We start from the raw sequence: 13,991 nt of genomic DNA on the forward strand, positions 1-13,991 counted from the left end.
CCGCCCCGCACCATCGGAGCGGGACGGCGTGACCCCGCCAGGGAGCATCCTGATCGTGGGCGCCTCGGCCGCCGGCCTGAGCACCGCCGAAGCGCTGCGGCGGCACGGCCACGAGGGCCGCCTGACGCTGCTGGACGCCGAGCCGCACCTCCCCTACGACCGGCCGCCGCTGTCGAAGCAGGTCCTGGCCGGCACGTGGGAGCCGGCCAAGGCCCAGCTCCGCTCGCCGGCGCAGCTTGAGGCGCTGGGTGCCCGGTTCGTCCGGGGCGAGCGCGCGGTCGCGCTGGACGCCGGGGCGCGCTCGGTCACCACGGCCTCGGGCCGCGTGCTCCGCGCCGACGCCGTGGTGATCGCCACCGGCCTGACCTCCCGCCACCTGCCCGGCCAGTACAGCCAGAACGGCCAACACGACCAGGACGGCCATGACGGGCAGAGCGGCCAGGACGGGCCGGCGGGCGTGCACACGCTGCGCGGCCTGGACGACGCCCTCACCCTGCGCACCCACCTGACCGGCGCCACGCGGCTCGTGGTCGCAGGCGAGGGCGTGCTCGGCGCGGAGATCGCCGCCACCGCGCGCGGCCTGGGCCTGGACGTCACGCTCGCCGGCCTGGGCCACACCCTGCTCGGCGACCAGCTCGGCGACGTGATCGGCGCCCTGCTCGGCCGCCTGCACGCCGATCGCGGGGTCCGGCTCCGGCTCGGCGCCGCCGTCGAGTCGCTGACCGGCGCGAACGGCCGGGTCACCGGGGTACGGCTGGCCACCGGCGAGCTGCTGCCCGCCGACGCGGTGGTGGTGGCCATCGGCTCCCGCCCGGCGACCGGCTGGCTGGAGGGAAGCGGGCTGAGCCTGGGCGACGGGGTGGAGTGCGACACGCGCTGCCGCGCCGCCGAAGGCGTCTACGCCGTGGGCGACGTGGCCGCGTTCGAGCACGAGGGGCTGGGCCGGCGGCTGCGGCTGGAGAACCGCACCAACGCCACCGAGCAGGCCCAGGTGGTGGCGGCCAATGTGCTCGGCGCCGACCGCCCGTACACGCCGGTCCCCTACTTCTGGACCGACCAGTACGACGTCAAGCTGCAGGCGCACGGCCTGCCCTCCCCGGACGCCGAGGTGAGCGTGACCGAGGGCGACCCCGAGCAGGGGCGTTTCGCCGCCGTCTACCGCGAGCGCGGCGAGATCACCGGCGTGCTCGGCTGGAACATGCCCAAGCAGGCCCGCGTCCTGCGGCAGCGCTCGCTCGGCGCCTGGCAGCGCCCACAGCCCCTCTCATCCGCATGACCGCCGTCCCGCGGACGGCCGATCATCTGTCGCACACGAGGAGATGCCGAATGACTATCGACGAGCAGGTCCTGAACTACCCGATCCCGGCCGCCGCGCCGCTCGACCCACCCACGGAGTGGGCGGAGCTGCGCGGCACCTGCCCGGTGGCGCACGTCCGGCTGCCCAGCGGCGACCAGGCCACGCTGCTGACCCGGTACGACGACGTCAAACAGGTGCTGGCCGACCCGCGGCTGACCCGCCAGCTGAGCGCCCCCGACGCGGCCCGGCTGACGGCCGAAGGCGGCGGGGTGTTCAACAGCGAGGTGTCCCAGATCATCCCCGACTCCGGCGAGGAGCATCTGCGCTGGCGACGCCTGGTCGGCAAGTGGTTCACCGCCAAGCGTATGGCGGCGCTGCGCCCTCGGATGGCGCGGATCGCCGAGGACCTCATCGACGAGATGGTCGAGCGCGGCGCTCCCGGCGACCTCAGGGCCGGGCTCGGGTTCCCGCTGCCGGTGTACGTCATCTGCGACATGCTCGGCGTGCCGGCCGAGGACAGGGAGCGCTTCTCGTACTGGTCCGACACCCTGCTCAACCTCACCCGCTACCGCCGCGAGGAGATCGAGGCCGCGCAGACGGAGTTCTTCGCCTACATGTCCGGCCATGTCTCGGCCAAGCGGGAGAACCCGGGCGAGGACCTGCTCAGCGAGCTGATCGCGGCCGGCGGCCCCGACGACGGCGGCCTGTCCGACCTGCAGATCCTGGTCACCGGCATGGCGCTGCTCGTCGCCGGGCACGAGACCACCGCCAACATGATCGGCAAGATGGTCTCCATGCTGCTGGCCGACCGTACCCGCTGGGAGGCGCTGCTGGCCGATCCGGCGCTGATCCGCACCGCGGTGGAGGAGACGCTGCGCCTGGACGCCAACTCCGGCTTCGGCCTGCCGCGCTACCTGCCCGTCGAGACCGAGGTCGGCGGCACGGTCCTGCCCAAGGGCACGACCGTCATCTGCAGCATGGCCGCCGCCAACCGCGACGAGAGCGCCTTCGAGGCCGCCGCCGAGATGGACCTGACCCGCAGCCCCAACGCGCACCTGTCCTTCGGCTCGGGGGCGCACTCCTGCCTGGGGCAGTCGCTCGCGCGTACCGAGCTGCAGGTCGTGCTGGAGGTGCTGCTGCGCCGGCTGCCCGACCTGGAGCTGGCCGTGCCGGTGGCGGAGCTGGAGCGCGTGGAGGGGCTCGCCGTCGGCGGCCTGCGCACCGTGCCCGTCCGCTGGTGAATCCGATCGATCACAGGGGAGTTCCCGCATGAAAGTCACCGTCGACGAGGACAAGTGCTGCGGCGCCGGCCAGTGTGTGCTGCTCGCGCCCGAGGTGTTCGACCAGCGCGAGGATGACGGCATCGTGCTCCTGCTCGACGCCGAGCCGGGCCCGGACCGGCACGCCCTGGTCCGCGAGGCGGCCGCCGTCTGCCCCGCCGCCGCCATCGAGGTGACCGAGGACGCCTGAGCGCCGGGGACCGGCGCCCTGAGGGCGCCGGAACCGTCCCGACCTGAAAGTTTCACTCGCGGAAATGCCGGGTGTCATGTCCTGACCGGGCATGACACCCGTTCCTCCGGTACGGCCGCGCGGCGCTTCGTTGACGCTTGGAAAGCGCTTTCCTACTCTCACAGGAGTTCTCCACCGGCCCGCCCCTCGCGCACCCGCGTGCACGAGGGGCCGCACACAAGGAGTCGAATGTGAGCAGGACGATCCTGACCCGGATGGCGGCGGCGATCGTCGCCGCCCTGGCCGTCGCGGGCGGCATCGGCAGCGGCCCCGCCGCCACCGCCGCCGTCTCGGACACGAACGCGACCGCCGCCGCCTGGCCGACGCCGAGCGGCCAGCGGGCGGTCGGCGCCACCATCAACGTGTCGGGCACGCTCGACGGCGGGATGGTCCGTTATTACGGCACCGGCGACCTGGGCAGCGGCGGCCAGGACGAGGGCCAGGACCCGATCTTCAAGCTGGCGAACGGGGCCGTGCTGAGGAACGTCATCCTCGGCTCCCCCGCCGCCGACGGCATCCACTGCTCCGGCACCTGCACGCTGCAGAACGTCTGGTGGGAGGACGTCGGCGAGGACGCGGCCACGTTCAAGGGCACCTCGTCGTCGCAGACGATGACCATCGACGGCGGCGGCGCCCGCTCGGCAAGCGACAAGGTCTTCCAGCACAACGGCCCGGGCACGATGTACATCAGGAACTTCGAGGTGAGCAACTTCGGCAAGCTCTACCGCTCGTGCGGCAACTGCTCCACCCAGCACAAGCGCAACGTCGTCATCTCCAACGTGACGATCACCGCCCCTGGCAAGTCGCTCGCCGGGATCAACACCAACTACGGCGACACCGCCCGCTTCTCGGGCGTCACGATCGTCGGCGACTCCAGCAGGAAGATCGTGGTCTGCGAGAAGTACCGGGGCGTGACCAGCGGCGAACCCACCAAGATCGGCTCAGGCGCCGACGGCGTCAACTGCCTCTACTCCAGCTCGGACATCACCTACCGCTGACCCCGCCGGGAACGGCGGCGCCTCCCCCAGGGCCGTGAGCGCGACCACGCTCACGGCCCTTCTCTGTCGAAGGGAGGCGGAGACTTGGCGCAACTTTGAGTCACTTGACTTAAGGTAAGCGACGTGACTTAGATACCATCGAGCCGGCGTCCATCAGGCGTCGGGCCACCACTCGACAGGGGGAACGACCGTGACCGGAGCACCCGAATACCCCTTCCGCAATCCCACCGCGCTGGAGCCGCCGCCCGAGTGGGCCGAGCTGCGCCAAGGCTGCCCGGTGGCGCCGATCCGGCTGGCCAGCGGTGACGAGGCGCTGCTGCTCACCCGGTACGACGACGTCAAACAGGTCCTGTCCGACCCGCGCTTCACCCGGCGGCTCGACGCCGAGGACGCGGCGCGGGTCACCGCGAACGAGTCGGGCGGCGTGTTCGGCGGCACCCTCACCGGCGCGAGCACCATGACCGGCGAGCACCACCGGGCCTGGCGGCAACTGGTGGGCAAGGCGTTCACCGCCAAGCGGGTGACCGCGATGCAGCCCAGGATCCAGGCCATGACCGAGCAGCTCGTGGCGCGGATGGTCGAGGCGGGGCAGCCGGCCGACCTGGTCTCCTTCGTCGGGTTCCCGCTGCCGGTGTGGGCGATCTGCGACCTGCTGGGGGTGCCCGACTCCGACCGGGACCGGTTCGCGTACTGGTCGGACACCATGCTGAGCATGACCAGGTTCACCCAGGAGGAGATCGACGCCGCACAGGCCGAGTTCGACGCGTACCTGGTCGCGCTGGTCGAGGCGAAGCGGGCGGAGCCGGGCGACGACCTGATCAGCGAGCTGCACTCGATGGTCGAGGGACTGGACGGGCGGCTGACCGAGCGGCTGCTGAGGGGCACGGCCAAGGGGCTGCTGGTGGCCGGGCACGAGACCACCGCCAACATGATCGGCAAGATGATGTCGATGCTGCTGGCCGATCCGGCCCGCTGGCAGGCGCTGCTGGCCGACCGCGCGCTGATCCGGCCGGCGGTGGAGGAGTCGCTGCGCTTCGACGCCAACCCCGGCTTCGGCATGCCGCGCTACCTCAGCGAGGAGGTGGAGGTGGCCGGCGAACGGCTGCCGGGCGGCACCACCGTGATCTGCAGCATGGCCGCGGCCAACCGGGACGAGCGGCAGTTCGAGCAGGCCGCCGAGATGCGACTGGACCGCTCGCCCAACCCGCACCTGGCCTTCGGCGTCGGCCCGCACTCCTGCCTCGGCCAGGCGCTGGCCCGCACCGAGCTGCAGACCGTGCTGAAGGTCCTGCTCGATCGGCTGCCCACGCTGGCGCCGGCCGTCCCCGCCACCGGGTTGCGGCGCCGCGAGGGCCTGATCGTGGGAGGGTTGGAACAGGTCCAGGTCCGATGGTGAGATCTTGGCGTCGGTCGGCTGCTCGGACGGGCCCGGCGTTGGGACAGGTCCGGGTCCGATGGTGAGGCGTCGTGGCAGATGAGCAGGGCAGGGGGCGGAGGCCGGTGGTGAGCGGGGCCGGGAGGGGCGAGCGGGCGCAGGAGACGCGGGAGGCCATCCTCGACTCCGCCGAACGGCTGTTCGCCGAGCACGGGGTCGGCGACGTCTCCAACCGCCAGATCGCCCAGGCGGCCGGGCAGGCGAACAACTTCGCCGTCGGCTACCACTTCGGCGCCAAGCCCGATCTCGTACGCGCGATCGTGCGCCGCTACACCACGGAGACCGAGGGACGGCGCCTGCGCATGCTGGCGACGCTCGACGACTCGGGTGACTCCGGCGACCTGCGCGCGTGGATCTCGTGCCTGGTGCGCCCGGCCACCGACCACCTCGACGCGCTGGGCGTGCCGTGCTGGCGGGCCCGGTGCCTGGCGCAGTTCGACACCGTTCCCGGCCTGCGCCGGATCGTCGTCGACGAGTCCGTGGCCACGCCCTCGATGCGGCGGACGCTTGAGGGCATGTTCCGCCTGCTGCCCGAGCTGCCGGAGGAGGTGCACCGGGAGCGCAGTGACATGAGCCGCCTGCTCGTCGTGCACACGCTGGCCGAGCGCGAACGGGCGCTGCACGAGGGCGACGGCACGGCGCGGAGGAGCTGGGAGGCCACCGCCACCGGGCTCGTGGACGCGCTGGCCGGTCTGTGGCCGGCCCCGGTGACGACGGAAACGGGCTGACGGGCAGCGTCGTTTCGCCGTGATGTGCGGTGCCGGGCGGGAGTCAGTGTGCGGTGGACTCCTGGTCATTTCCTGTGTGAATTCTGACAGCTCTGACGTGGGACAATACTTGCGCACCGCCTTACAAGTCGGCCTTTTTCCCAGTTATGTGCTTTAAAGTAAGGCGCCGTCCGTCCGGGCCGATCAGTAAGGAGCATTAGCGCGCATGTCCGTCACTCCTCTCGACCCGGCCGGCGGGGGCGACGTCCGGCGGGTGCGGGGCAACGACTACCGGGTGCTCCAGCCGCCCGAGCTCCTCACCCCCGAACTCCGGGTGAGCGTGATCATCCCCGCCTATGGCGCCCAGGAGAAGCTGGACCTGGTGCTGCAGGGCTTGGCGCGGCAGACGTACCCGGCGGAGCTGACCGAGATCATCGTCGTGGACAACGGCAGCTCGCCCCCGCTGCGGCTGCCGGAGGGCACGGCGGCCCGGCTGATCGTCTGCGACCGGCCCGGCCGGGCCAACGCGCGTAACGCCGGGCTGGCCGAGGCCACCGGCGACGTCATCCACTGGCTCGACTCCGACGTGGTGCTCACGCCCGGCGCCGTCGAGGCGCACATGCGCTGGCACCACGCCGCCCCCTACCTCTCCGTGACCGGCTACATCCGTTTCACCTCCGCGCCGCTGCCCGCCGAGCTGCCCGAGGACCTGGAGGCGGCGTTCGAGCCGGCGGAGCCGCACACCTGGCTGGTCGGGCTGGTCGAGCGGACCAACGGTCTCATCGGCCACACGGCCCGGCCGTTCAGCCTGCACGTGGGCGGGGCCACCTCGGTCGGCCGCCGCCTCGTCGAGGCCGCCGGGCCCATGGACGACGAGCTGATCCTCGGCCAGGACACCGAGATGGGCTACCGCCTCGCGCAGGCGGGCGCGGTGTTCATCCCGGAGCCGCGGGCACGCGCGTACCACCTCGGCCCGACCATGCGCATGCGCGAGCAGCAGCGCATCGACCGGGTCAGCCACGCCTTCGTCGCCGACCGCATCCCCGCCTACCAGTGGCTGCGCACGCATCCGGCGCGGCAGTGGAAGGTGCCGTACATGACCGCGGTCGTGGACGGCACGGCCGGCTACGAGGCCGTGCGCGCCAGCGTGGACGCCCTGCTCGCCGCCACGGTCGCGGACCTGTCGGTGGTCGTCGTCGGCCCCTGGGACACGCTCGACCGCGACCGGCGCGCCCCGCTCAAGGACCCGAACCTGGACCTGGTCCTGGTGCACGGCCACTACGAGCACGAGGCCCGGGTACGCCTGGCGACCACCGAGGAGCTGGACCCGTCCACGCCCTTCGTGCTGCGCCTGCCCGCGGGATGGGCGCCCGGCGAGGACAGCCTGGCCCGGCTGCTGGCGCTGGCCCGCAACGAGGCGCTCGGCCTGGTCGAGGTGCTGCTGCGGGAGTCGCCCGAAGGGGTCGTCTCGGCCCGGCTCGAACGGGTGTCCGCCTTCGCCCGCGCCCGGCTGGTCGCCCGGCCCGAAGAGTCCCTCGACGACGTCGTGGACGAGGTCTCCGGCGCGCGGTGGGTGGACGCCGAGACGTACGACTTCAGCGACGAACCGGGCGAGCTGGTGGGGCGGCGCTCGGCGTACAAGGCCAGGGTGCGGGCCGAGACCGAGGCGGCCCGGCTGGCCAAGGAGGCCGAGCGGCTGCGTGAGCAGGTGGCCAAGTGGCGGGACGAGGCCGCGCGCTGGCGCAAGAGCACGGTGGAGCTGCGCAGGGAGGTCGGCACGCTGCGCCGCGAACTCCACGCCGCCCAGCGCGACCAGCGGGCACGGCGCGGCATGCGCGCGATCCTGGCCGGCCGGATGAAACGCGCCCTCGGCCGCAGAACCCGCAACTGACCGGCCCCGTCCCGGTTGATCCCGGGGCAGGTCAGCGCGCCTGCGGGAGGTGGCGGGGCGGGCGGCGGAGCATGGGAGGATGCTGCACGGCAACCGGGTGCCCGTCCTGAGCCTGGCGCTGGCCTCGGGGGCGGTCGACGCCTTCACCTTCCTCGCCCTCGGCCAGGTCTTCACCTCGAACATGACCGGCAACCTGGTCCTGCTCGGCGTCTCGGCGGGCCACGGCCGGCTGGCCGACGCGGTCGGCTCGGTGGTGGCGCTGATCGCCTTCACCTGCGGCCTGGGCGCCGCCTTCCGCTTCCTCGGCCGGCTCACCGGCTGGTCGGCCCGCATCAGGGTGGCCGTCGGCGTCGAGCTGGTGCTGCTGACCGGCCTGGCCGTCGCCTGGGCACTGACCCAGGTCTCGGGTTCGGAGGTCGCCGATGAGGTGCGGCTGGTGATGATCGCCGCCGCCGCGGTCGCCATGGGCGTGCAGAGTGCGGTGACGCATCGGCTGCACACGTTCGTGGGCTCGACGACGTTCATCACGGGGGCGCTGACCAGCTCGCTCTTCCGCCACCTCACGCCCGGCACCGGGGAGCCGCACCTGGCCGGGCTGATCGCCGTGCTGCTCGCCGTGGTCTGCGGGGCCGCCGCCGCGACGATCTGCGTGTGGACGCTGCCCGCCGCCGCGCCCGTGATCGCGCTCGCGGGCGTGACCACGACCCTGGTCGCCAGCGCCTTCGTCCGGCCGCCGCGGGCGACCCCGCCATGAGCCGGCGGGCGGGCACACCGGGACCTCACCGTCCGGGGATGAGGCAGGGATTCGTACGAGGAGGATGCTGCGTAGGTGACTCCTCCGCTCCCTGAAGGGAGCGGCTTCTCGCTAGGCCGCTTCCGCAGCGTCGCGAAGGGCAAGCCCTGCCCTCAGGATGTTCTTGGCCGCGTTGACGTCGGCGTGCGCGGTGTGGCCGCATGCCGTGCATCGGAAGACGGCTTGGGTGAGGCGGTTCTCCTTCGCGCAGTGCCCGCAGCGCGAGCAGGTGCGGGAGGTGTTGGCAGGGTTCACCGCGATCAGCTCTCGACCGGCGCCTTCAGCCTTGTGCGACAGGATCGTCAGGAACACCCCCCAACCCGCGTCGTGGATGCTTCGGTTGAGTCCGGATTTCGCGGACCCGCCGTTGGGCAGGTAGCCGCCGTCGTCCTCCGGCTTGGGCGTGGCACGCCTGGTCATGCCCGCGACGTTCAGCGCCTCGTGCACGATCACGTCATACTCGCGAACCAGGCGCAGGGCGGCCTTGTGCGCGCCGTCCAGGCGCTGCCGTCGCACCGTGGAGTGCAGCGCGGCCACGCGTGCGGCGGCCTTGCGGCGACGCTTGCTGCCCCGCTTCTTGCGGGCCAGGTCCTGCTGCGCCGCGGCGAGACGGTCAGCGGACATGGCCAGGTGACGCGGGTTGGCCACGTGTTCGCCGTCGCTCGTGGTGACCAGCGAGGCGACGCCCATGTCGATCCCGTTGACCGCGCCGGTCGCGGGCAGCGGCTCGGCGGGTACGTCCTCGCACGACAACACCACGTACCAGCGGGAGCCCTCCCGCTTGACGCTGATCGTCTTCACCCGGCCCTTCACGGTCCGGTGCTGGTGGACGCGGATGTTGCCGATGCCCTGCAGCCGGACGTAGGTGGCGGTGGGGTGCTCGGGCTGGGAGCCCCAGCGGCAGCCGTCGCCGTCCTTGGGCCACTCGACCGTGTCGAACCAGCCGCGCCCCTTAAAACGGGGGAAGCCCGGCGTGCGGCCTTCGCGGACGCGCTTGAAGAACGCCGCGAACGCCTTGTCCAGGCGGCGGAGCGTGGCCTGCTGGGAGGAGAACGACCAGCGACCCTGACCGCCGGGGTTGTCGGCGCGGATGTGCTTCAACTCGCCCGACTGGTCGCCGTAGCGGACCGCGACACCGGCCTTGGCGTAGGCGGTGCGCCGGTGCTCCAGCGCGGCGTTGTACAGCTGCCGGTGATCCTCCAGACACTGCGTGAGCGCGGCGGCCTGCTTGCTGGTGGGGCGCAGCAGGAACGTGAACGACCTGCGCACTCCCACCTCCAACGTTCGGTAACGAGACGACCACGGTATCGGCCGGTACCGACAAACCCGGAAGGACAGCTGTGAAGCGCGGACCTGACTGGTCAGGGCACGCTCGGGCCTTGGCGGCCCTCCCGCTCCCGATTCCCCCGACGGCTAAAGCCGCCGGTCCCCTCGGGAGAATTTGATGGGAGTATCCCTGGTTCGCCGCCTGGGACCTGGCCTTCCACGCGGTCGCGCTGGCCATGGTGGACCTCGACCTGGCCAAGCACCAGATCGAGGTGCTGCTCGGTGAGCGGTACCTGCATCCCAACGGCCAGGTGCCGGCGTACGAGTGGGCGTTCGGCGACGTGAACCCGCCCGTGCAGGCGTGGGCCGCGCGCTTCATCAACAGCATGGACCGCGGGCTCGACGGTCACAGCGACCTGGACTTCATCGAGCGGGTGTTCCAGAAGCTGCTGGTCAACTTCACCTGGTGGGTCAACCGCAAGGACCCGGACGGCCGCAACGTGTTCCAGGGCGGCTTCCTCGGCCTGGACAACATCGGCGTGTTCGACCGCAGCGCGGCGCTGCCGACCGGCGGGACGCTCGACCAGGCCGACGGCACGGCGTGGATGGCGTTCTACACGCAGACGATGTTGCAGCTGGCCGCCGAGCTGTCGGACCGCTCGCCCGCGTACGAGGATCTGGCCGTGCGCTTCGCCACGCACTTCCTGCGCATCTCCGCCGCGACCGACCGGATCGGCGAGGTGAAGGAGGAGATGTGGGACGAGGCGGACGGGTTCTTCTACGACGTGCTGCGCCTGCCCGGCGGTGACGCCGTCAGGCTCAAGGTGCGTTCGCTGGTGGGGCTGCTGCCGCTCTGCGCGACGACGGTGTTCACGCCGCGCCCGGACGAGAGCGACGCCCGCCTGTACAACCGGGTCAGGGAGTTCGCGCGCCGCCATCCCGACCTGGCCGCGGGCATGTCGGCGGCCGACCGGCCCGGCGTCGGCGGCCGGCGCATGCTGTCGCTGCTGGACGAGCGGAAGCTGCGGCGGGTGCTGGCGCGCATGCTCGACGAGGAGGAGTTCCTGAGCCCGTACGGGATCCGCTCGTTGTCGCGGCACCACGCCGCGCACCCGTACACGTTCCACGTGGGCGAGCAGGAGTACCGGGTGGCGTACCTGCCGGCCGAGTCGGACAGCGGGCTGTTCGGCGGCAACTCCAACTGGCGCGGCCCGGTGTGGTTCCCGGTCAACGCCCTCATCGTCCGGGCGCTGCAGCACCTGCACGCCTTCTACGGCGACGACTTCACGGTGGAGTGCCCGACGGGCTCGGGCAACCGGATGACCCTCTACCAGGTGAGCGAGGAGATCTCCGCCCGCCTGGTCCGCCTCTTCCTGCGGGACGCGGGCGGGCGGCGGCCGGTGTACGGAGGGCAGCGGACCTTCCAGGAGGATCCGCACTGGCGGGATCTGATCCAGTTCCACGAGTACTTCCACGGCGACGACGGCGCCGGCCTGGGTGCGGCGCACCAGACGGGGTGGACCGCGCTCGTGGCCGTCCTGCTGATCATGAAGGACCGGCTCTCCGCCGCCGACGTTTACTGACGGATTTACAACAACCGGGAAAATCCCCATAAATCCGGATAAGTCAGGTGACTGGGTCGAACCTGGATACCCGCTCACCACTCCATCCCCCGCACCGCCTTGCCTCCCTTTAAGATCCTGTTGAACCTTGCATGGAGGTTGACTTTCGGACATCCTTAAACGAATGGAAAACACGCCCAAAACCCCGGCAGAAACTTCTCGGCGCCGCTCTCCGTTCAGCGGATAAGGAAACGGAACCTGTGAGGAAATGTGCGCGTCACTCCATCCCTCAGATCCCTCTTCACGCTGACCGCGTCCCTGACCGTCGCCGTCGTCACCGCCGCCGCGGCGCCGGTCCCTGCGGCGCAGGCCGCGCCGCCGGCCGACGACGTCAAGCCCGTCCGCGTCGTGATCCTGGTCGACGAGTCGGGCAGCCTGTCGGGCGCCGACGTCGCGCGTGAGCGCGCCGCCGCCCAGCTCATCGCGCTCAGCGAGCTGTCGCCGCGCTCGCAGGTGTCCGTGGTGGGCTTCGGCAGCTCCAACGGCCCAGGGCAGTCCGCCGTCGACATCGTGTGCCCGCTGACCGGGGTGCAGACGGCCCAGGACCGCGAGTCGCTGAGCCGGTGCGTGGAGCGGTTACGCCGCAGGGAGGGCTCAGACGGCAACGACACCGACCACGCCGCCGCCCTCGACCAGGCGCTGAGCATCATGAACGAGCCCGACGACCAGCAGCGCTCGAAGATCGTGTTCCTGCTGACCGACGGCGTGCTCGACGTCGCCCGCAGCCCTCAATACGGCGCCGACGCCGAATCCCGCAACCGCAACGCCCAGAAGCAGATCGACAGCGGCCTCAAGGACGCCGAGCGGGCGAAGGTGCAGATCTGGCCGCTCGGCTTCGGCTCGGCCGACAAGTCCAGCCTCGACGCCTTCGCCGCGGGCGGCTGGCGGGAGCCGTGCGGCGGCCAGGAGTCGGCCACGCCGCGCGCCCGGGTGGTCGCCGACTCGAAGGACGTCGAGCGTTCGCTGCTGGAGGCGTTCGCCTACGCCAGGTGCGCGGGCATCGGCGACTCGGTGACCGACTCGCTCGACTCGGGCGCCACCGTCGACCTCCACGTCACCATCCCGATCATCGCGACCGACGGCTCGATCGTGGTGGTCAAGCGCGACCGGCGGGTGCAGGTCACCTACTTCGACCCCCAGGGCACCCAGGTGCCCAAGCAGGGCGAGCAGAACGAGTCGACGTTCCAGGCCGCGGGCGAGGCCGGCCCGGTGGAGTCGCTGCGCATCCGCAACCCGGTGCCGGGCCAGTGGCGCATCCAGCTCAAGTCGCCGCCGGGCGTCGACCGCCAGGACGTCAGCGCGACCGTCGTGTGGCAGGGCGCGCTGCGGGCCTCGATCTCCCTGAGCAACCCGCGGCCCCGTCCAGGCGAGCAGGTGACGGTGCGGCTGCGCCTGCAGACCAGGACGGGCACGATCTCCGACCCGGGGGCGCTTGAGGGCCTGCGCTTCTCCGCCAGGCTCACCGGCGAGGGCTTCCAGGAGACGCCGATCGAGCTCGGCGACACGGGCGGGGGCGCCGACCGGGCCAAGGACGACGGCGAGTTCTCCGGTCAGGTCGCCGTCCCCGGCACGGCCACCGGCACGCTGTCCTTCCTGGGCAAGGTGACCGGGCCGGGCGTGGCGGGCGACGAGCGTCCGTACGAGACCAGGATCGCCGGTCCGGCCGACCGGCTGCGCGGCCAGGTGCGGCTCGAAGCGGCCACCGTCGAGCCGGGCGGGGAGGTCTCCGGCACGGTCGGCGTCACCAACGACGGCGAGCCCGCCCGGCTCGGCCTGCGGCTGCTCGACGCTCCCGGCACCGTGACCCTGTCGGCCCAGGAACTCCAGGCGCCCGCGGGCACGTCCGAGCACGCGTTCACCCTCCGGGTCGGCTCCGGCGCGGCCGAGGGGCAGGTCGGCGGCCAGGTGCAGGTGGTGGACGCGGCCGGGCAGGTGGTCGCCGAGGACTTCGTGCAGGTCGAGGTCCAGCGGCCCACACCGATGTGGCTGCGGGCGCTCCAGGCGCTGCTCATCCTCCTCGTCGTGGTGGCCGCCGGGCTGGCGTTCCTGATGGTCAGGCGGCGCAGGCGGCAGCGCGCGGCCGACCCGAGCGAGCTGACGCTGCACCTGTTCGAGCGGCCGGGCGAGCCGTACATCAGCCGGCTGCAGGCGCCGCTCGGCGAGGGCCCCGAGTTCGGCTTCGACGTCACCGGCGGGCGGCTCGTGCGCACGTACGGCACCGGCTACACCGTGCGGCGGGGCGAGGGCAGGTCGGTGCTGGTGACCGACCCGTCGGGGCGGCGGCTCGACCCGCTCTTCCCCGGCCGGCCGATCGCCCTGCCCGGCGAAAAGGTCTTCTACCTGGGCGTTGACGACCGCCGGGCCCAGGGCGCCGAGCAGCCCGCGTACGGCCCGGCCGAGCAGCAGCAGAAGCAGACCAGTACCCGCAGACCGATGCCAGGCGACGACCTGTTGTGAGGGGCGCATGAGGATC

The 13,991-nt window shown here is 72.1% G+C and carries 11 protein-coding genes; 10 read left to right on the plus strand and 1 reads right to left on the minus strand.

The features are described from left to right. Nucleotides 1-28: 28 nt before the first annotated feature. The 8 genes from AB0C27_RS00980 (at nucleotide 29) to AB0C27_RS01015 (ending at nucleotide 8,591) form a co-directional block, all read left to right on the plus strand. The gene (locus tag AB0C27_RS00980) at nucleotides 29-1,276 is read left to right on the plus strand and encodes an FAD/NAD(P)-binding oxidoreductase (RefSeq protein ID WP_357835803.1); all 1,248 of its coding nucleotides are present in this window, start codon (nucleotides 29-31) and stop codon (nucleotides 1,274-1,276) included. Between the two features lie 50 nt (nucleotides 1,277-1,326). Further along, nucleotides 1,327-2,538, plus strand: coding sequence for a cytochrome P450 (locus tag AB0C27_RS00985; RefSeq protein WP_357835806.1), 1,212 nt, complete (start codon nucleotides 1,327-1,329; stop codon nucleotides 2,536-2,538). 28 nt (nucleotides 2,539-2,566) lie between these two features. After that, nucleotides 2,567-2,767: a ferredoxin gene (locus tag AB0C27_RS00990; protein ID WP_357835809.1), complete on the plus strand. Its 201-nt coding sequence runs from the start codon at nucleotides 2,567-2,569 to the stop codon at nucleotides 2,765-2,767. Nucleotides 2,768-2,997: 230 nt separating this feature from the next. Next, the gene (locus tag AB0C27_RS00995; RefSeq protein WP_357835812.1) at nucleotides 2,998-3,804 is read left to right on the plus strand and encodes a pectate lyase; all 807 of its coding nucleotides are present in this window, start codon (nucleotides 2,998-3,000) and stop codon (nucleotides 3,802-3,804) included. Between the two features lie 190 nt (nucleotides 3,805-3,994). Then, entirely contained in the window at nucleotides 3,995-5,200 is a 1,206-nt protein-coding gene (locus AB0C27_RS01000) for a cytochrome P450 (protein WP_357835815.1), read from the plus strand. Between the two features lie 71 nt (nucleotides 5,201-5,271). Further along, complete coding sequence (locus tag AB0C27_RS01005) at nucleotides 5,272-5,967, plus strand: TetR family transcriptional regulator (RefSeq protein WP_357835818.1); 696 nt, start codon at nucleotides 5,272-5,274, stop codon at nucleotides 5,965-5,967. Between the two features lie 205 nt (nucleotides 5,968-6,172). Continuing rightward, on the plus strand, nucleotides 6,173-7,837 hold the full coding sequence (locus AB0C27_RS01010; RefSeq protein WP_357835821.1) for a glycosyltransferase: 1,665 nt from the start codon (nucleotides 6,173-6,175) through the stop codon (nucleotides 7,835-7,837). 79 nt (nucleotides 7,838-7,916) lie between these two features. Then, nucleotides 7,917-8,591: a YoaK family protein gene (locus tag AB0C27_RS01015; RefSeq protein WP_357835824.1), complete on the plus strand. Its 675-nt coding sequence runs from the start codon at nucleotides 7,917-7,919 to the stop codon at nucleotides 8,589-8,591. 111 nt (nucleotides 8,592-8,702) lie between these two features. Here the strand turns inward: AB0C27_RS01015 and AB0C27_RS01020 are convergent, their stop codons facing one another. Continuing rightward, nucleotides 8,703-9,899 carry a transposase gene (locus AB0C27_RS01020; protein ID WP_357835827.1) on the minus strand — a complete coding sequence of 399 codons (1,197 nt, stop codon included), beginning with the start codon at nucleotides 9,897-9,899 and terminating at the stop codon, nucleotides 8,703-8,705. 233 nt (nucleotides 9,900-10,132) lie between these two features. On the opposite strand from AB0C27_RS01020, the gene AB0C27_RS01025 reads away from it, so the two are divergent. Next, on the plus strand, nucleotides 10,133-11,479 hold the full coding sequence (locus tag AB0C27_RS01025) for a hypothetical protein (RefSeq protein WP_357835830.1): 1,347 nt from the start codon (nucleotides 10,133-10,135) through the stop codon (nucleotides 11,477-11,479). A gap of 249 nt (nucleotides 11,480-11,728) precedes the next feature. Beyond that, nucleotides 11,729-13,975 (plus strand): vWA domain-containing protein, encoded by a 2,247-nt coding sequence (locus AB0C27_RS01030; RefSeq protein WP_357835833.1) that lies wholly within the window; start codon nucleotides 11,729-11,731, stop codon nucleotides 13,973-13,975. Nucleotides 13,976-13,991 lie beyond the last annotated feature (16 nt).

Source organism: Nonomuraea sp. NPDC048882 (genome assembly GCF_040649755.1).
Taxonomy (GTDB): domain Bacteria; phylum Actinomycetota; class Actinomycetes; order Streptosporangiales; family Streptosporangiaceae; genus Nonomuraea; species Nonomuraea maheshkhaliensis.